General features: G+C 73.5%; 23 protein-coding genes and 1 tRNA gene. 10 read left to right on the top strand and 14 right to left on the bottom strand.

Annotated elements, in window-relative coordinates; genetic code table 11:
• Window positions 1-47: 47 nt before the first annotated feature.
• Window positions 48-785: a TetR/AcrR family transcriptional regulator gene (locus AB0I79_RS31225; protein ID WP_357880397.1), complete on the top strand. Its 738-nt coding sequence runs from the start codon at window positions 48-50 to the stop codon at window positions 783-785.
• A gap of 63 nt (window positions 786-848) precedes the next feature.
• On the opposite strand, the gene AB0I79_RS31220 is transcribed toward AB0I79_RS31225, so the two are convergent.
• From AB0I79_RS31220 to AB0I79_RS31210, 3 genes are read right to left on the bottom strand one after another with little or no spacing between them, the layout of a single operon-like run.
• Window positions 849-3,026, bottom strand: a complete 2,178-nt coding sequence (locus tag AB0I79_RS31220; RefSeq protein WP_357880394.1) for a xanthine dehydrogenase family protein molybdopterin-binding subunit — start codon at window positions 3,024-3,026, stop codon at window positions 849-851.
• Window positions 3,023-4,006: a xanthine dehydrogenase family protein subunit M gene (locus tag AB0I79_RS31215; RefSeq protein ID WP_357880391.1), complete on the bottom strand. Its 984-nt coding sequence runs from the start codon at window positions 4,004-4,006 to the stop codon at window positions 3,023-3,025. The genes AB0I79_RS31220 and AB0I79_RS31215 overlap by 4 nt, the downstream gene beginning before the upstream one ends.
• Window positions 4,003-4,962, bottom strand: a complete 960-nt coding sequence (locus AB0I79_RS31210) for a 2Fe-2S iron-sulfur cluster-binding protein (protein ID WP_357880388.1) — start codon at window positions 4,960-4,962, stop codon at window positions 4,003-4,005. Before AB0I79_RS31210 ends, AB0I79_RS31215 begins: the two co-directional genes overlap by 4 nt.
• A 169-nt stretch (window positions 4,963-5,131) precedes the next feature.
• Here AB0I79_RS31210 and AB0I79_RS31205 point away from each other — a divergent pair, with 169 nt between their 5' ends.
• On the top strand, window positions 5,132-7,069 hold the full coding sequence (locus AB0I79_RS31205) for a serine/threonine-protein kinase (protein WP_357880385.1): 1,938 nt from the start codon (window positions 5,132-5,134) through the stop codon (window positions 7,067-7,069).
• 5 nt (window positions 7,070-7,074) lie between these two features.
• Window positions 7,075-10,896, top strand: a complete 3,822-nt coding sequence (locus AB0I79_RS31200) for a protein kinase (protein WP_357880382.1) — start codon at window positions 7,075-7,077, stop codon at window positions 10,894-10,896.
• 41 nt (window positions 10,897-10,937) lie between these two features.
• Here the strand turns inward: AB0I79_RS31200 and selA are convergent, their stop codons facing one another.
• The gene (selA, locus tag AB0I79_RS31195) at window positions 10,938-12,248 is read right to left on the bottom strand and encodes an L-seryl-tRNA(Sec) selenium transferase (RefSeq protein ID WP_357880379.1); all 1,311 of its coding nucleotides are present in this window, start codon (window positions 12,246-12,248) and stop codon (window positions 10,938-10,940) included.
• Window positions 12,249-12,265: 17 nt separating this feature from the next.
• Between selA and selD the strand changes: the two genes are divergently transcribed.
• From selD to AB0I79_RS31175, 4 genes are all read left to right on the top strand, one after another.
• Window positions 12,266-13,258 carry a selenide, water dikinase SelD gene (selD, locus tag AB0I79_RS31190; protein WP_357880376.1) on the top strand — a complete coding sequence of 331 codons (993 nt, stop codon included), beginning with the start codon at window positions 12,266-12,268 and terminating at the stop codon, window positions 13,256-13,258.
• Between the two features lie 65 nt (window positions 13,259-13,323).
• A tRNA-Sec gene (locus AB0I79_RS31185) sits at window positions 13,324-13,417 on the top strand.
• A 76-nt stretch (window positions 13,418-13,493) separates the two neighbouring features.
• The gene (gene selB, locus AB0I79_RS31180; protein ID WP_357880373.1) at window positions 13,494-15,230 is read left to right on the top strand and encodes a selenocysteine-specific translation elongation factor; all 1,737 of its coding nucleotides are present in this window, start codon (window positions 13,494-13,496) and stop codon (window positions 15,228-15,230) included.
• Window position 15,231: 1 nt separating this feature from the next.
• Entirely contained in the window at window positions 15,232-15,636 is a 405-nt protein-coding gene (locus tag AB0I79_RS31175) for a rhodanese-like domain-containing protein (protein WP_357880370.1), read from the top strand.
• A 27-nt stretch (window positions 15,637-15,663) separates the two neighbouring features.
• Here AB0I79_RS31175 and AB0I79_RS31170 read toward each other — a convergent pair whose 3' ends face one another.
• The 8 genes from AB0I79_RS31170 to AB0I79_RS31135 form a co-directional block, all read right to left on the bottom strand.
• Complete coding sequence (locus tag AB0I79_RS31170; RefSeq protein WP_357880367.1) at window positions 15,664-16,197, bottom strand: hypothetical protein; 534 nt, start codon at window positions 16,195-16,197, stop codon at window positions 15,664-15,666.
• Between the two features lie 31 nt (window positions 16,198-16,228).
• Window positions 16,229-16,762, bottom strand: a complete 534-nt coding sequence (locus AB0I79_RS31165) for a MauE/DoxX family redox-associated membrane protein (protein ID WP_357880364.1) — start codon at window positions 16,760-16,762, stop codon at window positions 16,229-16,231.
• Window positions 16,763-17,263 (bottom strand): hypothetical protein, encoded by a 501-nt coding sequence (locus AB0I79_RS31160; RefSeq protein ID WP_357880361.1) that lies wholly within the window; start codon window positions 17,261-17,263, stop codon window positions 16,763-16,765.
• 54 nt (window positions 17,264-17,317) lie between these two features.
• Window positions 17,318-17,476, bottom strand: coding sequence for a hypothetical protein (locus AB0I79_RS31155; protein ID WP_357880358.1), 159 nt, complete (start codon window positions 17,474-17,476; stop codon window positions 17,318-17,320).
• Window positions 17,477-17,482: 6 nt separating this feature from the next.
• Window positions 17,483-17,977 carry a hypothetical protein gene (locus AB0I79_RS31150; protein WP_357880355.1) on the bottom strand — a complete coding sequence of 165 codons (495 nt, stop codon included), beginning with the start codon at window positions 17,975-17,977 and terminating at the stop codon, window positions 17,483-17,485.
• Complete coding sequence (locus tag AB0I79_RS31145) at window positions 17,974-18,480, bottom strand: hypothetical protein (protein ID WP_357880352.1); 507 nt, start codon at window positions 18,478-18,480, stop codon at window positions 17,974-17,976. Before AB0I79_RS31145 ends, AB0I79_RS31150 begins: the two co-directional genes overlap by 4 nt.
• 4 nt (window positions 18,481-18,484) lie before the next feature.
• Window positions 18,485-19,156, bottom strand: coding sequence for a hypothetical protein (locus AB0I79_RS31140; protein ID WP_357880350.1), 672 nt, complete (start codon window positions 19,154-19,156; stop codon window positions 18,485-18,487).
• A 269-nt stretch (window positions 19,157-19,425) separates the two neighbouring features.
• Window positions 19,426-19,689: a hypothetical protein gene (locus tag AB0I79_RS31135; protein ID WP_357880347.1), complete on the bottom strand. Its 264-nt coding sequence runs from the start codon at window positions 19,687-19,689 to the stop codon at window positions 19,426-19,428.
• Window positions 19,690-19,694: 5 nt separating this feature from the next.
• Between AB0I79_RS31135 and AB0I79_RS31130 the strand changes: the two genes are divergently transcribed.
• From AB0I79_RS31130 to AB0I79_RS31120, 3 genes are all read left to right on the top strand, one after another.
• Window positions 19,695-20,678, top strand: a complete 984-nt coding sequence (locus AB0I79_RS31130) for an AraC family transcriptional regulator (protein ID WP_357880344.1) — start codon at window positions 19,695-19,697, stop codon at window positions 20,676-20,678.
• Between the two features lie 101 nt (window positions 20,679-20,779).
• The gene (locus AB0I79_RS31125) at window positions 20,780-22,003 is read left to right on the top strand and encodes a styrene monooxygenase/indole monooxygenase family protein (RefSeq protein WP_357880341.1); all 1,224 of its coding nucleotides are present in this window, start codon (window positions 20,780-20,782) and stop codon (window positions 22,001-22,003) included.
• Window positions 22,000-22,497, top strand: a complete 498-nt coding sequence (locus AB0I79_RS31120; protein WP_357880338.1) for a flavin reductase family protein — start codon at window positions 22,000-22,002, stop codon at window positions 22,495-22,497. Before AB0I79_RS31125 ends, AB0I79_RS31120 begins: the two co-directional genes overlap by 4 nt.
• 121 nt (window positions 22,498-22,618) lie before the next feature.
• Here the strand turns inward: AB0I79_RS31120 and AB0I79_RS31115 are convergent, their stop codons facing one another.
• Window positions 22,619-22,777 carry a hypothetical protein gene (locus AB0I79_RS31115; RefSeq protein ID WP_357880335.1) on the bottom strand — a complete coding sequence of 53 codons (159 nt, stop codon included), beginning with the start codon at window positions 22,775-22,777 and terminating at the stop codon, window positions 22,619-22,621.
• Between the two features lie 115 nt (window positions 22,778-22,892).
• The gene (locus AB0I79_RS31110; RefSeq protein WP_357880332.1) at window positions 22,893-24,599 is read right to left on the bottom strand and encodes an ABC-F family ATP-binding cassette domain-containing protein; all 1,707 of its coding nucleotides are present in this window, start codon (window positions 24,597-24,599) and stop codon (window positions 22,893-22,895) included.
• Window positions 24,600-24,719 lie beyond the last annotated feature (120 nt).

The following is a 24,719-nucleotide window of genomic DNA, read 5'->3' as shown; positions in this document are numbered from 1 at the left end:
GCAGCAGCACGCAACTCTTGTTATCAATATTCTGTTATCGTTGATTCATGGGTGATCGGGAAGAGGTCCGCCGGCGCATCATCGACGCCGCGACCAGGCTGCTCCACGACAAAGGCCGCGAAGGAGTGACGACACGCACCGTCGGCGCGGCGGCCGGTGTTCAGGCCCCCACGCTCTACCGCCTGTTCACCGACATGGACGGGCTGCTCGAAGCGGTGGCGGCCGACGGGTTCGCGCGCTACCTCGCGCGGAAGCACAGCCAGGTGCTCTCCGACGACCCCGTGGAGGACCTGCGCCGCGGCTGGGACACGCATGTCGGCTTCGGCCTGGAGAACCCGGCGCACTACCTGCTCATGTACGGCCGGCCCACTCCCGGCTCCCGCAGGCTCGTCACCGAGCAGGCGCTGGAGCGGCTTCGCATGCTGGTCGAACGCATCGCCATCGCGGGCCGGCTCCGCGTCGGCGTCGAGGCGGCCGTCGTCATGGTGCACGCCGCGGGCGTCGGCCTCACGCTCAACCTCATCGGCACCCCGCCCGAGGAGCGCGACGCCGCCCTGCCCGACCGGCTGCGCGAGGCCATCCTCTCGGCGATCACCCCGGCGGCCCCGCCCGACGCCCCGGACGTGACCGGGGCGCCGGACGTGGCCGGGGCGCCTGGCGTGGCCCAGCGGGCCGTGGGCCTGAAGGCCGTGCTCGACGAGGCGCCGGGCCTCTACACACCGGGCGAGCGGGCCCTCCTCGACGAGCTCCTGGACCGCGCCGCGAACCACGTCCCGGCCCGCTGAGGCCGCGCACGGACGCGCACCTCGGGCCGGAGCAGCCCGCGGCGCACGGACGCGCGCCTCGCGTCAGAGCAGCTTGTCCCGCGTGAAGGGGACGTCGCGCAGGCGGCGGCCGATGGCGTGGTGGATCGCGTTGCCGATGGCCGCGGGCACGCCCGTCCCGGGGGTCTCGCCGAAGCCGCGGGCGCCGAGCGCGGGGCTGCCCGGGTCCGGCCGGTCCACGAACAACGCCTCCACCGATGGCGTGTCCGCGCAGACCGGGACCAGGTAGGTGGACAGGTTCGGGTTGACGACCCGCGCCGTGTTCGGGTCCACCATCGTGTGCTCCATCAGCGCGAAGCCGATCCCCCAGGTCACGCCGCCGATGACCTGCCCGCGCGCGGTCCGGCGGTTGAGCACCCGTCCCGGGTCGTGCGCGGTCACGACCCGGGTCACGCGCACCCTGCCCAGCCTCGGCTGGATCCTGACCTCCACGAACACCGCGCCGAACGAGTACCCGGGCGCGTTGTCCTGGCGCCCGATGACCTCGACGGAGCGGCCGTGGCGGGCCATGACGTCGCGGTAGCTGTCCACGCGCCCGCCGTCGCCGCGGGCGAACAGGCGGCCGGCCTCGGCCACGACCTCCTCGGCGGGCACGCCGTGCAGCGGGGAGCGCGGGTCGGCGACGGCGAGCGCGATCACGGCCTTGCGCGCGCTCCGCGCCGCCTCGGACACCGGGCCGACCACGCTGGGCATCGTGGACGACCCAGCCGACAGCGACGCGGTGGGGTAGGTGGTGTCGCCGAGCAGCGTCGTGACGTGGCCGAGCGGCATGCCGAGCCCGTCGGCGACGACCTGGCTGAGCACGGTGTACGTACCGGTGCCGATCTCCTGGGTGGCGGCCCGCAGGGTCGCCCGCCCGTCCGGCCCGATGGTCAGGCCGGCTTCGGACCGGATCCAGCCGTAGGTGTGGGTCTCGGTGGCCATGCCCCAGCCCACGTACTCGTCGCCGTCCCTGGTCGTCCCCGGCCTGGGGCTGCGCCGGGCCCAGCCGAACGCCTCGGCCGCCACCCGGTAGCACTCCAGCAGGTGCTTGCTCGTGTAGGGGCCGTCGGTCCGCGGGTCGATCGGGTTGTGGTTGCGGATGCGCAGCTCCACCGGGTCGATGCCGAGCTCGTGGCTCAGCTCGTCCATGGCGGTCTCCAGGCCGAAGTGCGCGGTCGTCTCCGGTGAGCGCATGTAGCTCGACGTCGGCAGGTCCAGCCGCACGCCCAGTTGCCGCACGTGGACGTTCGGGCAGGCGTACAGGTGGACCGTGGAGTCGCTGCCGTTGTAGACGGCCTCGTCCAGGCGGGTCACCTGCGCCGTCGAGGTGTCGGCGATCGCGGTCAGCACGCCCTGGCGGGTGGCGCCGAGCCGGAGGTGATGGCGGTACTCGGCGCGGTGGCCGTTGGAGGTGTACATCTGCGCGCGGGACAGCACCAGTTTCACCGGCCGGCCGGCCAGGCGGGCCGCCGCCGCGGTGAGCAGCGTGTGCGGATAGGTGGGGCCCTTGGCGCCGAAACCGCCGCCCAGGTAGGGCGAGATGACCCTGACCTGCTCCGGCGCCCTGCCGAACGCCGTCGCCACGACGTTGCGGGTGAACATCACGCCCTGGGTGCTCTCGTACAGGGTCAGCTCATCGCCCGCCCAGACGGCGGTGGTGGTGTGCGGCTCGATCGGGTTGTGGTGCTGCATCGGGCTGCCGTAGGTCTGGTCGATGCGCACCTCGGCCTGTTCGAGCGCGGCGGCGGCGTCGCCGCGGGCGAACTCGTTGTCCTTTTCGCGAAACTTCTTCGGCAGGAACGCCTCGTCGAGCGCGTCCGCCAGCCGCGCGACGGGCTCCTCCGCCCGGTAGCTGACCTTCACCAGACCGGCGGCCTCCTGCGCCTGCTCCAGGGTCTGGGCCACGACGTAGGCCACCGGCTGCCCGTTGTGGTGCACCCGCGTGTCCTGCATGGGGATGAACGGCCTGTTGTACGGGAATCCCGGCAGCCTCAGCCCCAGCCTCGCCATGTCGGCGTGGGTGTAGACCGCGACGACACCGGGATGCGCCAGCGCCGCCCTGGCGTCGATCTCCACGACCTCGCCGCGGGCGATCGTGCTCATCACCAGGAAACCGTGCAGCGCGCCGGCCACCTCGTGGTCCGCCGCGTAGCGGGCCGCGCCGGTGACCTTCGCCCGGCCGTCCACCCGCGCCACGCCCTGCCCCACCAGCGCGCTCATCGAAGCCCTCCCAGATCGCTGAGGATGCTCACCAGCGCCCGCTGGACGAGCTCGACCTTGAACCTGTTCCCCTCGCGCGGCTCGGCGCCTCGGACCAGGAGCCGGCCCGCCCCGGCGATCGCCTGCGCGGTCAGCGGCCGGCCCCGCAGCGCGGCCTCGACCCCGGCGTCACGCCACGGGCGGGTGCCCACGCCGCCGAACGCCAGCCGCACGTCCTGCACCACGCGGCCCCTCGTCCGCAGCGCTGCCGCCACCGACACCACCGCGAACTCGAACGTGGCCCTGTCGCGCAGCTTCAGGTAGCGCGACTGCCCGGCGAGGGCGGTGCGCGGCACGTCCACCCAGGTGATCAGCTCGCCCGGGCGCATCGCGGTCTCCCGGTCCGGGGTGGCCCCGGGCAGGAGGTAGAAGTCGGCGACGGGGACGGCGCGCTCGCCGCCCGGGCCGAGCAGGTGCACGGTCGCGTCCAGGGCCGTCAGCGCCACCGCCAGGTCCGAGGGGTGCGTGGCGAGGCAGTGGTCGCTGCCGCCGAGGATCGCGTGTCCCCGGTTGTGCCCGCTGACCGCCGGGCAACCGCTGCCCGGGGATCGTTTGTTGCACGGCGAGGCCGGGTCGCGGAAGTACCCGCATCTGGTGCGCTGCAACAGGTTCCCGCCGATCGAGGCCATGTTGCGGACCTGCGGGGAGGCGGAGGCCAGCAGCGCCTCCGACAACACGGGGAACTCCCGCCGCACCCCGGGGTGCTCGGCGACCTGCCGCATCCGGGCCGCCGCGCCGACGCGCAGCCGCCTGGAGCCGACGGCGACCTCGCCGAGGTCGAGGTGGTTGACGTCGATGAGGTGGTCGTGGGCCTGCGCGCCGTCCCGCATCAGGTTCAGCAGATCGGTGCCGCCCGCCACGAAGGCCGACCCGGGGGTGCTCGCGGCGATCCGCACCGCGTCCGCCGGGCTGCCGGCGACCGTGTAACCGAAGGCTCTCACCGCCGCACCTCCTTCGCGGCGTCGGCGACGGCGGCGACGATGTTCTGGTACGCCGCGCACCGGCACAGGTTCCCGCTCATCCACTCGCGGATCTCCGCCTCGGAGCCCGCATGCCCCTCGTCGATGCAGGCCACGGCGGACATGATCTGGCCGGGAGTGCACGCCCCGCACTGGAACGCGTCGTGCCGGATGAACGCCTCCTGCACCGGGTGCAGCTCCTCGCCCCGCGCCAGCCCCTCCACCGTGGTGATCTCGGCCCCCTGCCGCATCACCGCCAGCGTCAGGCACGACTTGACCCGCTCGCCGTCGGCCAGCACCGTGCACGCCCCGCACTCACCCCGGTCGCAGCCCTTCTTGGTGCCGGTCAGGCCGAGCCGCTCGCGCAACGCGTCCAGCAGCGTCACCCTCGGCTCCAGGACGACCTTGCGCAGTTGCCCGTTGACCGTCATGGCGACCTCCACCGACGCCCCGGGGGCGACGGCGTACGCCTGAGCGGCGGCCGTCCGTGCAGCGGCGGGCGCGGGGGCGGCGGTGATGCCCGTTCCGGCCGCGGCCGTTCCGGCCGCGGTCACCGCCATGGCCTTGAGCACCGTACGGCGGGTGCGCACGGGTCCGTCCGGCAAGGGAGGGTGTCGCCGCCATTCGGCGATGCGCGCGCCCGTCTCCGGATCCGGGTCGTCGGTCAGGTCGTACGAGACGATGTCCGCGAGCAGGGGCGACGCGGTCCGGTCGGCGTGGCGGCGCGCGGGATGCGTCAGGAACTCGCGGTAGCCGTCCAGGTCTTCGATCACGAAGACGGCGCCCCACTCGTAGTCGCCGCCGTGGTCGCGGCCGACGAAGAAGGATCTGACCGATGGGATGGCCCTGCCCTGCTCGCGCAGGCTTTCGAGAGCCTCCGCCCGCTGCTCCGGGGTCGCGTCCAGCCTGAAGGTGAACCGGCTGCCGTGATGGATCATCTCGCCCCTTTCCTCGTAAGGCTGGCGCTAGCTGTGATAGCAGTGTCGCGTTATCGGCGTTACGAGTCAATAGCCGCTAACACATAAGTGTTATCGGGAGTTTGACTCCGGGAAGGGACCCGAGGAGGGGCCGGGTGATCTATCGTGGTGCCGAGTGGAGGTCTCGCCGATGCCCGACATCTCACCGTTATCCACGGATGATCCGCGGCGGCTCGGGGGCTACACCGTCGAGGGGTTGCTGGCCGGCAGCGGTGTCTACCTGGCACGCGACGACTCGGGCGACCCGGTCGTGATCAAGGTCTACGCGTCCGACGCCGCGCGCTTCCTGCAGGCCATGCGTGCGGTGCGCGCCCAGGACGCGTACTACACCGCTCAGGTCCTCGACTCCGGCGAGACCGACGACGGGCTGCCCTACCTCGTCACCGAGTACGTCGACGGCGAGCCGCTGGAAGCGGCCGTGGCCAACGGAGGGCCGCTACAGGGCGCCGCGCTGCACCGCCTGGCCATCGCCACGATGGCCGCCCTGGTGGCCGTGCACCAGGCGGGCGCGGTGCACGGCTCGTTCGGCCCCGGCGACGTGCTGCTCGGCCCCGACGGGCCCCGCCTGATCAACGTCGGCGTCGCGCCCGCCCTGGAGGCGACCAGCGCGACCGCGACCCAGCGCGTCGGCGGCCTGGCCTACACCGCCCCGGAGCACTTCGGCGGCGACGCTCCGCGGCGGGAGGAGGGCGGTGAACCCGCCGGCGCCCCGGCGGACGTGTTCGCCTGGGCGGCCACGATGGTGTTCGCGGCGACCGGCGAGTCCCCCTTCGACGGCGGCTCCACCTCGGCGACCATGAACCGCGTGCTGCGCCACGAGCCCGACCTGTCCGCCTTCGACGACCACCTGCGCGGCGTCATCGCCGACTGCCTGGCCAAGGACCCGCGGGCCCGGCCCACGGCGGGGGACGCGCTGCTCAAGCTGGTCGGCCACTCTCTGCTCACCGCCCGCACGGGCGACCTCACGGCCGTCGTGCCGCCGCCCGCCGGCCCGGAGGAGCCCGCCGCCGCGCCGAGGCGTACCGGGCGGTTCGTGGCGCTCGCCGTGTCGGGCGGGCTGCTCATCGCGCTCGCCTCCGCCGGCGCGGTCTACACCCTCCAGTCCGGGCAGGGCACCCCGGCCGCCGTCGCGACGCCCACCCCGTCCGCCTCCGCGACCGCCATCAGCACGCTGGCCGCCCAGGCCCCGCCGTCACCGCCGCCCACGCCCACCGCGCGGATCACGGTTCCCGGCCTGGGACTGGCCCTGCACGAGCACCCCGCCGACAGGCTCCGGGTCGCCGCCTACCAGACGGGCGACGACCTGTACGTACGCGCCCCCGGCACCACCCGATTCACCAGGAGCCAGGAGAAGCGGGCGCAGGAGGTCGCCGCCTCCCCTGACGGCGCCTGGCTGGCCCTGTTCACCGACGGCAAGCTGACCTTCGTGAGCCGGACGGGCGGCGGCCGCTTCGAGGTCGAGGTCGGCCCGGCACGGCGGCCCACCTGGTCCCGCGACGGCAAGCGCCTGCTCCTGACCACCACCAAGGGCACCGGCAAGGACGAGGACGGCACCCCGGTGCCCGGCGGGTTCGCCATCGTCGACGTCGCCGCCAAGTCCGTCACCCCCGTGGACACCGACGCCGAGACCCGCCAGGGGCGCGGCTCCTACGCCTGGCTGCCGGACGGCACCGGCGTCACCCTCTCCCACAGGTCCGGCGACGACTACGGCATGCGGATCTTCGACCTGGCCGGGCGCGAGACGCGCACGATGAACTGGGTCGGGTACACCGGGGGCGTCCGGATGTTCTCACCCTCCGGGAAGCTGTTCCTCACCCACTGCCCCAGCGGCGGCACGGTGTGCGTCTGGGACACCGCCGAGGGCGTGCGCCGCGCCAGTGTCGCGATCTTCTTCGACGGCGCCGAGTTCTGGGGCTGGTACGACGAGAACCACCTGCTGATCTACAACCCCAGCCAGGAACCCGACAGACTGGTCGCCATGGACCTGCGCAGCCGGGAGCGCCGGATCGTGCTGACCCTGCCCGGCAAGGACTTCGACGACTTCTCCTTCACGCTGGCCGAGAGGTGACCGCGATGGCTGAGGAGCCGGCCGGCCTCGGGTACGTCGTGGGCCAGGAAGCCGACTGGCCCACCCTGGAGCAGGAGGTCCAGGGGCGCGGCCCGGTCGGCGGCGCCGCCCTTCACCGCCTGGCCATCACCACCATGACCGGCCTGACGGCCCTGCACCGCGCCGGCGTCGTGCACGGGGCGGTCAGTCCGGAGACGGTGCTGCTCGGGCCGCAGGGTGCGAGGCTGCGCCACCCCGTTCCCGAGGCGCCCGCCCCCGATGAGGAGACCGTCGAGGCAGGCGCCCTCGTCTGGAGCACCCCTGAGCAGGTCGACGGCCTGCCCCCGGCTCCCGCTTCCGACCTGTTCGCCTGGGCCGCCACCATGGTCTACGCCGCGACGGGGCGGTCGCCGTTCGGCGGGGGCACGGTGACCGACACGGTGCACCGGCTGCTGCACGGCGCGGCCGACCTGGGGCCCCTGGACGGCGAGCTGCGCACGCTGGCCGCCGACTGCCTGTCCGCCGAGCCGGGCGACCGGCCCGCCGCCGAGGACGCGCTGTTACGCCTGCTCGGCTACTCCGGCGCCCTGGACACCGCCATCCCCACCGACCCGCCTCCGGCGGCCGGGCCCCCGCCGCCGACGCCCGCGCGCCGGCGCTCCCGCGTCCTGATCCTGACGGCGGTGGCCGTGGCCGTGGCGCTGCTGTCCGGCGGCGTCACCTACGTCCTGACCGGGGATCGCGAGCCCGCCGCGTCCACGCCCCCCGCGGCACCGGCCGCGCAGGACGCGACACCGGCCGCGCAGGCGAGGGCGACCCCCGCCGCGAGCCCGCCGGCGTCGCCGCCGCAGCCCACGAAACGCATCGCCCTGCCCAGCGGCGGCACCCTGTACGAGCACCCCGGCGACCCGGTGCGGCTGGCCTCCTACCGTACGGGCGTGGAGGGCGGCCAGACCGCCGGCTACGCGCGCACGCCCGGCACCGACACCTTCCAGCGCGTGGCCGGTGACAACACCGACGCCGTGGTCTCGCCCGACGGGCGATGGCTCGCGGTGGTCAACGAGCTGTCGGTCGCGGTGACCGAGCGGCAGGAGGTGACGATCATCGAGCGTGCCACCGGCGAGCGGTTCTCCCTGCCCACCGCGGACGCGCCGCAGGTCGGGCAGTTCCTCGACTGGTCACGCGACAGCCGCCGCGCCCTCCTGACCATCTTCAACGACCTGGTCGGCGAGGACGGCAAGCAGCGGCGCCTCACCGCCGGCTACGTGATCCTCGACGTCACCGCCAGGACCTCCACGTTCGTCCCCACCACGGACGCGCTGGACGCGTCGGACGCCGACGCGTCCGCCCCCGTCTACCACTGGCTCCCGGACGGGACGGGGGTCATGTCGGGCTACACGACTCCCGAAGGGACCCTCGGCGCGCGTTTCCACGACCTGACCGGCAGGGAGACGCGCACCATGCACTGGGTGGGCCGGCCGATCGGGGAGGAGTGGTTCTCCCCCTCCGGGAAACTGTTCACGACGACCGGCTGCGGGTCGTACACGACGTGCATCTGGGACACGGCCACCGGCGACCGGCGGGCGACACTGCCGGCGGGCCGGACCGCGTACGCCGTCGGCTGGTACGACGACCGGCACCTCATCCGGGCGACCTGGGCGGGCAAGGACACCTTCCGCATCACCGTGCACGACTTCGCCGGCAAGGAGGTCCGCCTGCTCGCCGAGATGAGGAGCCACGACAGGCACATCGTCAACCTGACGTTCGCCGGGAGGCGACGCGCGATGCCGCCCTCCATCATGCCGCCGCGCGACGGCGACCCCGAGTCCATCGGCGGGCACCGGATCGTCGGCAGGCTCGGCGAAGGCGGGCAGGGAGTGGTGTACCTGGCCGAGACCGGGGCGGGTGACCTCGTCGCGGTCAAGACGCTGCACGGCCTGCCCGACGAGGTGGACGCGGCCCGCTTCCGGCGCGAGGCCGAGGTGCTGCCCCGGGTCGCGTCCTTCTGCACGGCCCAGGTGCTGGCCACCGGGACGGCGGGCGGGCGCCCGTACATCGTCAGCGAGTACATCGAGGGGCCCTCGCTCCAGCAGGCGGTGCGCGAGCGGGGGCCGCTGCGCGGGCGTGAGCTGCGCCGGCTCGCCATCGGCACGATCACCGCCCTGGCCGCGATCCACCGCGCGGGGGTGGTGCACCGCGACTTCAAGCCGGGCAACGTCCTGCTCGGCGCGGACGGCCCCCGCGTCATCGACTTCGGCATCGCCCGCGCCGTGGGCGGCGAGGCCACGGGCGGCGGGCCGGTCGGCACGCCGGCGTACATGGCGCCCGAGCAGTTCGACGACGGTGCCGCCGGGCCCTCGGCCGACCTGTTCTCCTGGGGCGCCACCATGGCCTTCGCCGCCAACGGCCACCCGCCGTTCGGCGCGGACGCCGTCGCCGCCGTCGTGCGCCGCATCCTCAGCGAGGACCCCGACCTGGGCACGCTGGACGGCGACCTGCGCGGCCTCGTCACCGAGTGCCTGGACAAGGACCCGGCCCGGCGGCCGCGCGCCAGCGAGGTGCTGCTGCGGCTGCTCGGCCGGCCCGGCGGGCCGCCCCCTTCCGATCGGCTGCCCGGCCGGGCCCCCGGGCCGCTCCTGTCCGGGGCGGACGCCAGTCCGCTCCTGTCAGGGGCGGACGCCGGGCCGCTCCCCTCCGACCGGCTGCTCGCCGAGGGCGCCGCCAAGGCCGGAGCGGACTCGGCGCCTCAGCGGGCGGCGACGCATCCGCCTGAGCGTTCCCCGACGCGGCCGTCCGCGCTGTTCGGAGCACGTGCCTGGCGGCGGGCGGCCGCAGGCGCCGGCGCGCTGGCCGTCGCGCTGATCGTGACCATCACGGTCGTCCAGGTGTACGCGCCGGCCGGACCCGGCGCGGGCCCGCGGCCCGCGGCCACCACGCCCGCGCCGCCCCGGCTCAGCGGCGCCCCGGCCGCCCCGGCCGCCGCCGTGTCCGTTCCGGGATTGAACGCCGTCTTCCATGAACATCCGTCCGACCCGTACCGCCTGACCTCCTTCCACGTGGAGGAGAAGGGGAAGGTCAACAGGCCGGCGTACGTCCGGGAGCCCGGGACCGGCACCTTCCGCCGGCTGACCGAGTACCGCGACCCCATCGTGTCGCCCGACGGCACCACGATCGCCTCCGTCTACAACGTCCCGAAATTCGCGTCCGAGAACCACAACGACGTGGAGATCACCCACCGCGGGACCGGCGCCCGGCACACCATCCCGACCGTGGACCTGCCCCTCGTGGTGAGGACGCCGCAATGGTCCCCGGACGGGCGGCGGCTGCTGCTCACCGCCGTGCTCGACGAGGACGGGGCCGAGGAGGCCGTCGGGTTCGTCGTCGTGGACCTCGCGGCGCGCAGCAGCCGCCTGGTCCGCGTGGCGGCGCCCGGCACCGGCACGGCGGCCTACCTCTGGCTGCCGGACGGCTCCGGCGTCATCCGGCGTTCCGGCAAGACCGGCGTGCGTGCGTACGACCTCGGCGGCACCGTGCTGCGCAGCTACCGTGACGTGATCGCCAACGACAGCAGCGACCAGTGGTTCAGCCCTTCCGGCCGGCGGCTCATCACCGTGTGCCCCGGCAAGGCCACGGCGGCGTGCGTCCTGGACGCCGGCACCGGCGCGCGGCAGGCTCGCGTGGCGCTGCCGGGCAAGAGCGTGTTATGGGGCTGGTGGAACGAGGACCACCTGCTCGTCTACCGGGAGGGCCACGCCGGCGTCCTGGACCTGAACGGCAGGCAGGTCCGTCAGGTGGCCGACATCGAGCACGAGGGCCCCTGGTTGCTGCACTTCACCCGCACCAACTGACCGGCCCGCGCACCGCCGGGACCGTCGCGATGGCCTGCGCGTCACTCCCCTTCCAGCGCGGCGAGGACCCCGGCCAGCAGCGTGTCGTCGTGCTCGGCCGGCACCGCGCGCAGGTCGAGCAGGCATCGGCCGTTCTCCACGCGGGCGAGGACGGGCGGCTCCACCTGGCGTAACGCGGCGGCCGCCCGCCCGTCCAGCGCGACGGCGGCGCTCGGCAGGGACACCCCGGGCGCCCCGCCGCCGCCGATCACGCTCAGGCTGTCGACCGCCTCGGCGTCGATCCCCTTGTCCCGCAGCACGGCCGCCAGGCTCCCGGCGCGGGACCTCAGCGTGGCCTGATCGGCGTGCAGGCCCTCCCAGGTCGGGGTGGGCGGGCCGGCGACCGTGGCCTCCAGGGCCGCCAGCGTGATCTTGTCCACCCGGAGCGCGCGTGCGAGGGGATGGCGGCGCAACCGCTCCACGAGGTCGGCGCGGCCGAGCAGCAGCCCGCACTGGGGGCCGCCGAGCAGTTTGTCGCCGCTGGTGGTGACGAGGTCCGCGCCCTCGTTCAGCCAGCTCGTGACGTCGGGCTCGCGGGGCAGCAGCGGCTCGGGAGCCAGCAGCCCGGACCCGGCGTCGCCGACGAGCGGGATGCCACGCTCACGGCACAGCGCCGACAGCCGCGCCACCGGCACGTCGGCCGTGAAGCCCTCGATCCGGTAGTTGGACGGGTGCACCTTCAGCACCATGCCCGTCTGCGGCCCCATCGCGTCGGCGTAGTCCGCGAGCGCGGTGCGGTTGGTCATGCCGACCTCCCGCAGCCGCGCCCCTGTGGAGACGAGCAGGTCGGGCAGGCGGAAACCGTCGCCGATCTCGATCAGCTCCCCCCGGCTGATCACGATCTCGGCTCCCGCCGCCAGCGCGGTGGCCGCCAGCACGAGCGCGGCGGCGTTGTTGTTCACCACGTGAACCGCCTCGGCCGCGGGAACGGCGGCGGCCAGCGCGGCCAGCGCGGTGCGTCCCCGCCTGCCACGGCCGCCCGTGCCGAGGTCGAGCTCGACGTCGGTGACCCCGGCCGCCAGCTCCACCGCCTGGCGGGCGGCGGCCGACAGCGGAGCTCGGCCCAGGTTGGTGTGCAGCAGCACGCCGGTGGCGTTGATCACCGGCCGCAGGCCGGAGGCGGAGGCGGGCAGCGCCGCCAGCACGGCGCTCAGGACCTCTCCAGGCGCGAGCTCTCCCTCTCTGGCGCGCCGCTGCGCCGCGACGATCGCGGCCTTGACCCGGTCGTGGCCCAGCCGCCGCCGCGCCTCGACCAGCCGGGGGTCGGCGAGCAGCGCGTCCGTCCGCGGGATGGAGCGACGATGGTCTGCCATCCCCCTAGAGTACGATCATGACGAGGCTCACACAGTACGCCCAAGGCGGCGGCTGCGCCTGCAAGATCCCCGCGGCGGATCTGGAACTGCTGCTGAGCAGTTCGGAGATGCCGTTCCCGCGGCAGCCCGAAGCAGAGCTCCTGGTGGGCCTGGAATCCGGCGACGACGCCGCCGTGGTCCGCGTCCAGGACGGCACCGTGATCATCAGCACGGCCGACTTCTTCACCCCGGTGGTCGACGACCCCTACGACTGGGGCCGCATCGCCGCGGCCAACGCGCTCTCCGACGTCTACGCCATGGGCGGGCGCCCGGTGGTCGCGCTCAACCTCCTGTGCTGGCCCCCTGACCGCTTACCCTACGACCTGGCCGCCGAGGTGCTGCGGGGCGGCGCGGAGGTTGCCGCGCAGGCCGGCTGCCATCTGGCCGGCGGGCACAGCGTCGTCGACGGCGAGCCCAAGTACGGCCTGGCCGTCACCGGCATCGCCGACCCCGACCGGCTGCTCCACAACAACACCGGCCGCCCCGGCCTGCCGCTGTCCCTCACCAAGCCGCTCGGCCTGGGCGTGCTCAACAACCGGCACAAGAACACCGGCGAGGTGTTCCCGCACGCCGTGGAGACCATGACCCGGCTCAACGCCGACGCCTCCCGCGCGGCCCTGGACGCCGGGATCCGGTGCGCCACCGACGTCACCGGCTTCGGCCTGCTGGGCCACCTCCACAAGCTCGCCCGTGCCTCCGGCGTCACCGCCGTGATCCGCGCCTCGGCCGTTCCCGTGCTGGACGGGGCGGCGCGGGCCGTACGGGACGGGTTCGTCCCCGGTGGTTCGCAGCGCAACCTCGCCTGGGTGGCTCCGCACCTCGACCACGAAGGCGTTCCGGAGGAGACCCTGGTGCTCCTCGCCGACGCCCAGACCTCGGGGGGACTGCTCGTCGCCGGGGAGATTCCCGGCGCCCCCGTGATCGGCGAGCTGATCGAGCACACCGGGCACACCGTCATCGTCCGTCCCTGAACGGGCTTGGTTCTTGGGGTGAATTACGGGAGTTCGAGGTCGTTCGCGGGTCTATGATCAGCTTCGGAGGCGTTCAGGAGTCTGGTGACCCTCCTGGTCTTCAAAACCAGTGGCGCCGAGCATCTCGGCGCGGCGGGTTCGATTCCCGTCCGCCTCCGCTGATCAGCGAATCGGGGAATGGTTTGCGAGTGGATCGACGCGGTTCCGCGCCGCGGACCTACGCCGAAGAGCGCGCATGCACGTGATCGCGACGGCCGGGCACGTGGACCACGGCAAGTCGACGCTGGTCCGGGCGCTGACCGGCATGGAGCCCGACCGCTGGGCCGAGGAACGCCGCCGCGGCATGACCATCGATCTCGGGTTCGCCTGGACCACACTCGGATCGGGTGAGCGGATCGCGTTCGTCGACGTCCCCGGGCACGAGCGGTTCGTCACCAACATGCTGGCCGGAGTGGGGCCCTGCCCCGCGGTGATGCTCGTCGTGGCCGCCGACCAGGGCTGGCAGGCCCAGTCGGCCGAGCACCTGGCGGCGCTGGAGGCCCTGGGCGTACGGCACGGCCTCGCGGTCGTCACCCGGGCCGATCTGGCGGATCCCGAGCCTGCCCTGAGGCAGGTTCACGACCACCTCCGTAAGACCGGACTGGCGGGGATCGACAGCGTCGTCGTCAGCGGGCGGACCCGGCAGGGGCTCGACGAGCTGGAGGCCGCCCTGGCCCGGCTCGCCGCCGCGCTTCCCGAGCCGGACACCGGGGACGCCGTCCGGTTGTGGATCGACCGGGTGTTCACCATCACCGGGTCGGGGACCGTCGTCACCGGCACCCTGACCAGGGGAACGCTCCGCGTCGGCGACGAGCTGGAGACGGGCGGGACCCGGGTCAGGATCCGGGGCCTCCAGACACTCGGCGAGAAGGCGGAGCAGGTCTCCGCGACCGCCCGCGTCGCCGTCAACCTCCGCGGCGTCGACCGTGACGACCTGACCCGCGGCATGGCGCTGGTGACACCGGAGGCGTGGCTGCCGGCCCGGGTCATCGACGTGCGGCTGAATCCCGCGATGGGCCATCGGGCCGAGGAGGCGGTTCTCCACCTCGGATCGGCCGCCGTTCCCGTCAGGATCCGCCGCCTGGGCTCCGGCACCGCCAGGCTGACCCTCGGCCGTCCGCTGCCGCTCAGGACCGGGGACCGGGGCCTGCTCCGCGACCCCGGCAGGCGGGAGATCGTCGCCGGGGTCCACGTGCTGGACGTCCGCCCGCCCGCGTTGCGGCGCCGGGGCGCCGCGGCGGCCAGGGCGGCCGCGCTCGACGAGGTGCCGCTGCCCGACGCGGCGGCGCTGCTGCGCTGGCACGGCCTGCTGACGGGCGGCGAGCTCAGGGCGATGGGCTGCCCTCCCGCCGGGACGCCGGTGGCCGGCGACTGGTACGCCGACCCGGGGCACTGGTCGTCACTGGCACGCCGTCTCGCCGAGCACGTCTCGCGACGGCCCGCGCACGATCCGGGGATCACCGTGGAAGCCGCGGCCCAGCTCCTCGGGCTGCCCGATCGGCGGCTCGCCGAGGCACTCGTCGCACCGCCGCTGGTGGTCGAGGGCGGGCGCGTCCTGCCCGCCGACAGGGCGCTGCCTCCCGCGATCGCCCGGGCGGTCGCGAAGCTGGCCGCCGAACTCGCTGAGCACCCCTTCGCCGCCCCCACCGCCGAACGCCTGGACGAGCTCGGCCTCACGGGCAAGGCGCTGGCGGCCGCGATCCACGCGGGCGCGGTGCTGTCGATCGGCAAGAACGTCGTGCTCATGCCCGACGCGCTGGACAGGGCCGCGGCCACGCTCGCGGCGCTTCCCTCTCCCTTCACCGTCAGCGACGCGCGGACGGCCCTGGCCACCAGCCGCCGCGTCGCCCTGCCTCTCCTGGAGTGTCTCGATGCCCGTGGAATCACCAAGCGCGTCGACAACGACCGGCGAGCCTTCCGCCCGCGCGACTGAGGTGGACCGGCTGCTGGCGCAGGCTCGCTCGGGGTTCCAGCGCCTGCGGCCCGCGGAGGCGTGGGCCGCCGCGGGCCGCGGCGCGAAGATCGTCGATACCCGGCCCGAGCACCAGCGCAGGGCCGCGGGCGAGGTCCCCGGAGCCATCGTGATCGAACGCAACCACCTGGAGTGGCGGCTCGACCCCACGTGCGAGTCCCGCATCCCCGAGGCGAGCTCCCGGCACATCCAGTGGATCGTGATCTGCGCCGAGGGGTACTCGTCCTCGCTGGCCGCGGCGGCGCTGCGCGAGCTCGGGTTGCACAACGCCACCGATGTCGTGGGCGGGTTCGACGCCTGGGTGGAGGCCGGCCTGCCGACGGTCCGCCCCGCCCGCCCCACGGCGCCGCGCGGCCCCGGAGAGTGAGCTCCGGGCGGGCTCATCCGTGACGCTCTAGGACGGCACGGTGTCCAGATGGGTGCGCGCGGTCTCCGCGAACCGTTGGAGCTGCGTGTCGGGCACGGTGCCGCCGAGCAGGATGAACCTGTCCTTCGACATCGCCGCCACCTCCACCTCGCCGTCGTGGCGCGCGACGTTCTTGGGGCCTGCCACCGACTCGACGCTGCCGACCGCGCCGCATTCCGCGTGGAAGGACTTGAACGCGTCCATGGCGTCCACCCCGCTCACCACGACCTGCGTCACCGTGGCCCCGTCCGTCGCCTTGAAGGATCGCCAGCGGGTCACCGCCTCCGCCGGCACGATGCCCGGTTTCCCGCAGGGCACCAGGTCAGCGTCCAGGTCCTGCCACGTCCCCGCCGAAGTGCCCGCGACCGTCCACGTGCGGCCGTCCTCGAGCCGGCCCGGTTCCAGGAGGAGCGGGGCGGGCTCGGCCGTCTGCGCCGTCACCGTGCCCGCCGTGCCCGCCGTGCCCGCCGTGCCGCAGGCCGTGCAGAGCAGCGCGATGACGATGGCGATCGTGCGGTTCATGTCTGGTCCTCCCCGGGGTTCGTCACCATGATTACCGCCCGGGGGTCGCGGAGGTTCCGTGCAGATCGGCGACCTTTCCTGCGACGACCACGAACCCGGCCGTGAAGGCGGCCAGCCCGCAGGCGAGCAGCCGCGCGCTCAGCTCAGCCGGTACCGGCGGCCATCCTGCCACGAGCGGCGCCGTCGCCAGAGCCAGCAGCGCGGCGCGGCCGACTTTCGCGGCCGACACCGGGCTGGTCCCGTCCAGGCATCCGCACGGCACCCCGCCCCTGCGCCGCAGCAGTACGGCCAGGTACACGGTCAGCGCCAGATACCACAGCGCCACGGCCGCGGCGGCGAGCCGCAGCAGCCGGGCCTCCCCGGTCACCCACCCGGCCAGTACGGCGGCGCCCGCCAGGCCCTCGGCGGGGCCGATCAGCGGCGTGAGCCGCATCAGGAACGGAGGAAGCAGGCCGTGCGCCTTGATCACCCGGGTCAGGTCGCCGCGGCGGCGGACCGCCGCGGCGACCAGCAGCACGGCGCCCGCCAGGGCGAAGCAGGCAGGCAACGTGTCAGAGATCGTCATCTACGTCCACAGGAGCGCGAGTGCCAGCAGGAACCCCGTGGCGCACAGGCGCCCCACCCATGCCGTCGAGGCCAGCAGCTTCGTGTCCCACCGGCGCGGGTCGCCGCTGAGCGCGCGGGAGAGCGGCATGAGCGTCCTGCCCACGCCGAAGCCCAGCCCGGCCAGCAGGCCCGGCCCCAGCCCTCCGGCCAGCACGATCACCAGGACGAGCAGCTGGGGCAGCGCCGTCGGGGTGAAGGTGCGCACCCCCGTGCCCATCTCGAAGCCGAACTGCAGCGGCCCGGAGAAGTCGGCGCGCGGGATGACGTCCTGCGGCACGAGCCGGCGGTTCTGCGGCAGCGACAGCGGCCGCCCGGCCAGTTCGAAGAGCATGATGACGGCGACGACCGGCGCGAGCAGCCACAACCGCGCCGTTTCCGGGATGACCGAGGCCAGCCCGCCGAGCGCTCCAGTGATGAGCCCGGCCAGCAGCGCGCCGAGCATGAGTCCGGTGCTGAACACCGGCAACTTGCCTCGCCAGACCGACGAGGTCAGCAGGTCCGCTGAGTTCAGGCTTCAAACGGAGCCGGACAGCGAGAACCCGGCCGTCACTCCCATCAGCGCCCAGGCGAGCGGGGTGAACGACGGGGTCCAGAGCTGGTGGGCGGCCGCCACCAAGGCCGTGCTCAGCGCGATGCCGAGCGCGACCCGGGTGGCGGCGTAGGCGTTGCTCACCCTGGGCTACAGGGCCCAGGAGCAGATGTAGAAGTAGGTCCCGCCGCAGGTGGCGACGTTTCCGTCGGCGCAGCGGTAACTCCTGCCGCTGTGCGTCCACCGCCAGGCGTTCCTGGCGGCCAGGCCGCCCGCACCGCACGCCTTGATGGCGTAGCTGTTGTAGCAGGTGCCGGAGGAGCGCAGGAACCAGCCGTCGGAGCCGCAGTAGCTCCTGGAGTAGGTGCCGCCGACGCAGACCTTGGTGTTGTTGTTGTAGCCGGAGTGGCTGCCGTAGTTGGCGCAGTTGGTGTACTCGGTGCCCACCGCCGCATGGGCGCTGTTGTTCCTGCCCGGCAGGGCCGACAGCACGTTCAGGGCCAGGGCGCCGCCCAGCGCGCCCATGGTCTTGAAGACGGTGCGGCGGGAGGGCGCCGACCAGTTCGGACGGCGGCGCCCGCCGGGGTCGGGCTCGTCGTCCACGGAGGGCACGTCGGCCCAGTAACGGTCGACATCGACTGTCATGCGCTTGACCTCTCTGAGTGGCTGACGGCGAGAAAGGCGTCGAGGTCGTCGTCGGAGCCGACGACCCTGCGCCATTCCTCTGTCCCGTCGGCGGAGTACTTGACCAGCGTCGGAGTCGCGCCGACGGCGACCTTGCCCAGCAGGGCGGAGTCGATGAGGGACAGGACCTGGCTGTCAGCCACCCACTCGGCGCAACGCTCGGCGGCGGCCAGCAGCACGGCGTGCCCGGGCAGGTCCGGCCCGGCCACGGCGGCGAGGCGGTGGGCCCGTTCCCGGCAGTTGGGGCAGTGCTCGGACACGACCAGGACGAAAGTCGGCCGGCCGTCGTCGGAGCCGAACCTGTCCACCGATCTGACGGCGGGCGCCGCCGGAACGGCCGCCTGCGCCTGGAGCAGCTTGCCCTGCAGCTCACGAACCATGTTCAGCAGCGCGGCGAAGGCGAAGAGCAGCAGCACCGTCCCCAGGAAGGACAGAACCGCCAGCGAGTCGAGGAACGCTCTCATCGAGCTAGCTCAGCCTGCACGAGATGGACTCCACGACGTCGATGAAGCGCACGTCGTCCGGGCGGGCGGCGACGACGGTCGTCGCGGTGGTGTCGTTGACCACGAAGGCCGAGCGGGTCTGTACGGCGCCCGCCGCGTCCCGCTCGTCCACCCGCCACATCGAGCCGCCGCGCACGCGCTTGCCCTTGGAGCGCGGGACCGACTCCGAGGCGTCCGCGAGCGGCTTGACCTGGACGTTGCAGACCTGGTCGATGGTGTTGACCGCCAGCAGGTTGCCGAGCGTCATGCCCGATCCCGCCCGCGGCAGCATGGTCAGGCCTTCCGGCGTGTCCTGGATGTCGAACCTGGCGAGGATGTCCATGAAGGTCTCGAACGGGACACCCGTGCCGGTGAAGAAGGTGGAGACCTCGTGATGCGGTCCCACCCACACCATGTTGGTGCCGCTCTCCGGGTCCTCCATCGACAGCAGCCGGCCGCCGTTCCACTGGGCCTCGCGCACGGCGTAGCGCGACCAGGCGCCCATCTGCTTGGAGACGATCTCGGCGGATCCCGCCGGTGTGACCTGGAAACGGATGCCCTCGGTGGGGCCGTGTGCCCAGATGAGATAGGCCCAGCCGCCGATGAACGGCTGGGAGTTCCCTTCGACGACGAGACTTTGTCCGTTCGGTGCACGCACGTGCATGGTGTTGCCTTCCGCGAGGGGAAACGGGCACGCCGAAACAGCGTCCACATGGGCGTTGAGCTACGAGGAGGGTGCATGCGTGCCGGGCGCCTTGCCGGGCACCACCAGAATGATGATCGGCAATATCTCATGATGATCGACAGCCGGTCAAGATCTTGCTCAAGCGGCAGGACGAGGGGTACTTTCCGGGAAGTGCGGGGGTCGAAGCCGGGCGGGTCCAGGTCCGCCTTCAACTCTTGTCCGTGCACTTCACGCAGCGTCGATCACTGCGGGGTGTCCGGATCGAGCCACGTCGCCTCCGAGCACAGGACGCGTGCGGCCTCGTGCGGCTCCGCGTCTCGCACGACGTACCAGTTCGCCCGGCCGTTGTACCGTTCCGGGCGGAGGATCGTGACGATGCCCGAGGCGAAGATCTGCCGGGTGCGGGGGTCGCGGGCATGAACCTGCCGGCCGGGGGCGTGGCCGCGGGGGCCGCTCCGGATGTGCGTCCTTTTACCTGGAAGGCCGGGAGCGAGGCCAAGGATCATCTGGTGTGCTCCTCAGCAATCGTGCCGTCTTCGCCAGCTCCGACCTCGACGAGGTCCGCGGCGAGGTCGCCAAGGTGTTCTGCCCGCACCGGCTGGACCTGGCCGGGGACGCGGACCTGCTGTCGGCCCGGTTCAACTCCGTCCAGCTCGGCTCGGTCCGCGTCAGTTACCTCGACTACGGGGCCGACGTGCACATCGAACCGGGCGACCTCGACACGTTCTTCCTGGTCATGATCCCGCTCGCCGGCCACAGCCTGATCCGCGCCGGCCGCGAGGAGATCGTCTCCACCCCGTCGCTGGCCTCGCTGCCCTCGCCGACCCGCCACCTCGACATGCGCTGGGCCGCAGGCTGCCCCCAGCTGCTGGTCAAGTTCGAGCGCACCTCGATCGAGCGCTCGCTGGAGCAGATGCTCGGCGAGCAGCTCGACGGTCCGGTCGTCTTCGACCTCGGCATGGACCTGACGACGGGCTGGACCCGGTCCTGGCGGGACATGGCCGACCTGCTCGTCAAGGAGGCCGAGCGCGACGACGGGCTGGCCGGCCATCCGCTGGCCGTCGCGCACCTGGAGAACGCCCTGATCACCCTGCTGCTGACCATGCAGCCCTCCAACTACCGGGAACGGCTGACGACGCCCAGACCGCCCGCCCTGCCGAAGGTCGTGCGGCGGGCGATGGAGTTCATCGAAGGGCACGCGCACCTCCCGCTCACCACCACCGACATCGCCGGCGCCGTCGCGGTCAGCAGCCGCTCCCTCCAGGAGGGCTTCCGCGCGCATCTCGGGCTGACCCCCATGGCCCACCTCAGGCAGGTACGGCTGGCGCGGGTGCACGACGAGCTCAGGACGGCCGATCCCGCCAGGGCCACGGTGACCGCGGTGGCCGCCCGATGGGGCTTCCTGCACCAGGGACGCTTCGCCGCCCAGTACCGCGAGCGGTACGGGCAGCCGCCGTCGGAGACGTTGCGCAGGGGCTCCGCGTCAGGTGGATGAGATCCGCGCTCAGCGGATGGCCCGGGCGGACGCGCCGGCCGTACCTTCTTCTCAGGCGCCGATCAGAACCTCCACTCACGACTCCGAAGGGACCTCTCACCATGCGCGACATCCTCATCGTCGGCGCCGGCCAGGCCGGCCTCCACCTGGCGATCGGCCTGCTCCAGCACGGCTACGACGTCACCGTGGTCTCCAACCGCACCCCCGGGTCCATCCGCGACGGCCGGGTGATGTCCGGCCAGGCCATGTTCGGCACCGCGCAGGCCCACGAGCGGGAGCTCGGCCTGGACTGGTGGGCCGGCGTCTGCCCGCCCATCGACGGCATCGCGCTCACGGTTCCGAGCCGGGAGGGCGGCAAGGCCCTCGACTGGGCGGCGCGGCTGCACGTCCCGGCCCGCTCGGTCGACCAGCGGCTGAAGATGCCGGCCTGGCTGGGCGAGTTCGAACGGCTCGGCGGCAGGCTCGTCCTGCACGACGCCACCCCCGAGGACCTGGAAGGCTACGCGGCCCGGTACGACCTGGTCCTGGTCGCCGCGGGGAAGGGGCAGATCGCCTCGCTCTTCGAGCGGGACCCCGCGCGTTCCCCGTACGCGGCCCCGCAGCGCGCGCTGGCGGTCACCTACGTCAACGGCCTGGCCCCCCGCCCCGGCCACTCGGCGGTCTGCTTCAACCTGCTTCCCGGCGTGGGCGAGTACTTCGTCTTCCCCGCGCTCACGCACACCGGCCCCTGCGAGATCATGGTGTTCGAGGGCGTGCCGGGCGGCCCCATGGACTGCTGGGGCGACGTGCGCGGCCCCGCCGAGCATCTGGCGCGCAGCCGGCAGATCCTGGAGACCTTCTTCCCGTGGGAGGCCGAGCGCTGCGCCGGGATCGAGCTGACCGACGCCAACGCGGTCCTGACCGGCCGGTTCGCCCCCACGGTCCGCCGTCCCGTCGCCGTCCTGCCCTCCGGCGCGCCGGTGCTCGGCGTCGCCGACGTGGTGGTGCTCAACGACCCGATCACCGGGCAGGGCAGCAACAACGCCGCCAAGTGCGCGGCCACGTACCTGCGGGCCATCGTGGAACGGGGCGGGCAGCCGTTCGACGCGGACTGGATGCGCCGCACCTTCGACCTCTTCTGGGCGCAGGCCCAGCACGTCACGAACTGGACCAACGCCCTGCTGGCGCCGGCCGAGCCCCACCACCTGGCCCTCCTGGGCGCCGCCGGGCAACGTCCGGAGATCGCCTCCCGGTTCGTCAACGGCTTCGACGACCCGGCCGACTACGCCGAGTGGTTCATGGACGCCGGCCGGGCCGAGGCCTACCTGAGCAGGGCCGCGGCATGAGATCGCTGCGTGACGCCTTCGGGCAGTTCGCGACCGGGGTGGCGGTGATCACGACGGCGACCGCCGGCGGGGAGCGGGCCGGCGTGACCGTCAACTCCTTCACCTCGGTCTCGCTCGATCCGCCGCTGGTGCTCTGGTGCCTGTCGAGCCGGGCGCCCAGCGCGCCGCTCTTCCTGCGGGCCGGGCGGTTCGCCGTCAACGTCCTCGCCGCCGGTCAGGACCACCTGTCCAGGCGCTTCGCCACGCCGTCCGCCGACAAGTTCGCCGGGGTGGAGCTGCTCGCCGCTCCCCTGCCGATCCTCGCCGGGACGCTGGCCAGCTTCGTCTGCCGGACGGAGCGCGTCCACGACGGCGGCGACCACCACATCTTCGTCGGCGCGGTGGAGCGCTACCAGCGGGCCGAAGGGGAGCCGCTCGTCTTCCACTCCGGCCGCTACCGGGAGTTCTGGCCCGAGATGGCCCTCAGCGGGGGCCGCGTGGCGGACTGCGCCTGAACGCCTGGAGCGGGCTCAGAACACCTGAGCCAGGCACCCCAGCGCGACGGGCCACCACCATCGCGGCCACCAGCAGCACTCTCATCGGTTCGGGGATGCGCACCATGATGTCCCTCCAGTTTCACGAGCAGTACCGGACGAGCCATTCGTCCGCGTCGTAGGCCCACTGCGCGGGGTCCGGCGCGATGGCCGGGCGTTCTTCGACCGTGTCCTCCAGCCGGACCCGCTCGGGCAGCCGGCCGAAGCGGGCACGCCGCGCGCCGGTGTGGTCGACAGGCATGATCTTCCGTTCTGGGCAGGTGGGGAAACCGGTGACGCGGATCGCGTCACCGGTTCATATGGTGATGATGACAAGGCGAGCGTCACCTGTCAAGGCGGTGACGAACAGGGACGTCTCATGGCAGGTGGACGCGGCGGCCGTGCCAGCGGGAGCGGAGCCATCGGTCGTGGCTCGCCACCACGATCGCGCCCGGCCCGCCGGCGCCCAGGGCTTCCTCCAGCTCGTCCGCGAGCCGGGGAGACAGGTGGTTGGTGGGTTCGTCGAGCAGGAGCACCCCGGGTGGGTCGGCCACCAGCAGCGCCAGCGCGAGCCGGCGGCGCTGGCCGACCGACAGCTCCCCCACTCGCAGGTCCACGTCACGCCGGCTGATCAGGCCGAGCGAGAGCAGCGGCACGGACTCGGCGCGCTCCTGGCCGAGGGCCCGCTCGTACGTCTCCCGCACCGTGCGGTCCGGCCGCTCGAACACGGAGTCCTGAGCCAGCAGCCCGACGGTCAGCCCGGGCCGCCGCCGCACCGTTCCTTCCGCGTCCAGCCGTCCGGCCAGCACCGCCAGGAGCGTGGACTTGCCCGCACCGTTCGGCCCGGTGACCAGCAGCCGCTCCCCCGGCGCCACGTCGAGCCGGGGGATCGAGAGCCGTCCGGGAACCCGCACGTGCCGGAGTGACAGCAGCAAGGCCTCGTCGTCCCCGGCATCGGCGGCATCGGAGGTAGCAGCGTCGGGGGTGGCGACTTCGAAGGCGGCGACTTCGGAGGTGGCGGCCTCGGAGGTGGCGGCCTCGGGGGTGGCGGTGGCGGCGGTGACCAGGGGGCGGGGCCGGAAGCGGAGCGGGGGTGGTGGCGCGGGGACCTGCTCGCGTTCCAGCTCGGCGAGCCGGCGGGCCGCGTTGCGCACCCGCCGCGAGATCTGGTGCTGCACCCGTCCCGCGCGGTGCCCGTACCCCATCTTCTCGTTGTCGCGCCGCAACCCGTCCAACGCCACCTGCCGTGACGTCACCGCGACGGCGCGGCGCAGCTCGCCGAGCTCCTCCTGCTCCTCGGCGTGGCGCCGCTCCCAGCGCTCGCGTTCGGCGCGCTTCTCGGCCAGGTAGGCGCCGTATCCGCCTCCGTACCGGACGGGCCCGTCCACCGCCGGGTCGAGATCGACCAGGTCCGTGCAGACGGCGTCCAGGAACGCCCGGTCGTGGCTCGCCACGACCACCACCCCCGTCATCGCGCGCAGCCGCTCCTCCACGAACGCCGCGGCGGTGTCGTCCAGGTGGTTGGTGGGCTCGTCCAGCAACAGCGCGGCGGGCTGCCTGATCAGGAGCGCCGCCAGGGCGAGCCGCCCGCGCTGCCCGCCGGACAACGACGCGAGGACGCGCCCGTGCGGCACGCCGCCCAGCCCGAGCCGGTCGAGAACGATCTCCGCGCGGCGGTCGGCGTCCCAGGAGTCGCGCTGTTGCGCCTGGTCGAGCCGGGCCCCGTAGGCTTCCAGCAGCGCGGCGTCGTCCGGGGCCTCGGCCAGCGCCCGGGTGAGCCGGTCGAGCTCGGCCAGGTCCGTACGGGCCTCCCGCAGGGCGTCGTCGAGCACGCCGCCGACCGTGGTGTCATCGGGGAACGGCGTTTCCTGGTGCAGGAAGCCCAGGTCGGCGGGCCGCACGACAGAGCCGGAGTCCGGCTCGTCCACCCCGGCCAGCAACCGCAGCAGGGTGGACTTGCCCGCGCCGTTCTCGCCGATCAGCCCGATCCGGTGCCCGGGTGCGGCGGTGAGCGAGACGCCGTCGAGCACGCGCCGCGCGCCCAGCGTCCGTACGAGATCGCGGGCGAGCAGCGCCTCACTCATCGGCGGGCCCTCCCGTCTCCAGCTGGCGGCCGGGAAAGGATGGATGACAACAGTCGACGAACGCCTCGGACATGTGAGAAGACCTCGCAGGGGAGCACGGGCGCGCCGAAGCCGCCCGCC

The organism is Nonomuraea sp. NPDC050202 (assembly GCF_040656115.1).
Taxonomy (GTDB): Bacteria; Actinomycetota; Actinomycetes; order Streptosporangiales; family Streptosporangiaceae; genus Nonomuraea.
This window is presented reverse-complemented; position numbering and strand designations above follow the sequence as displayed.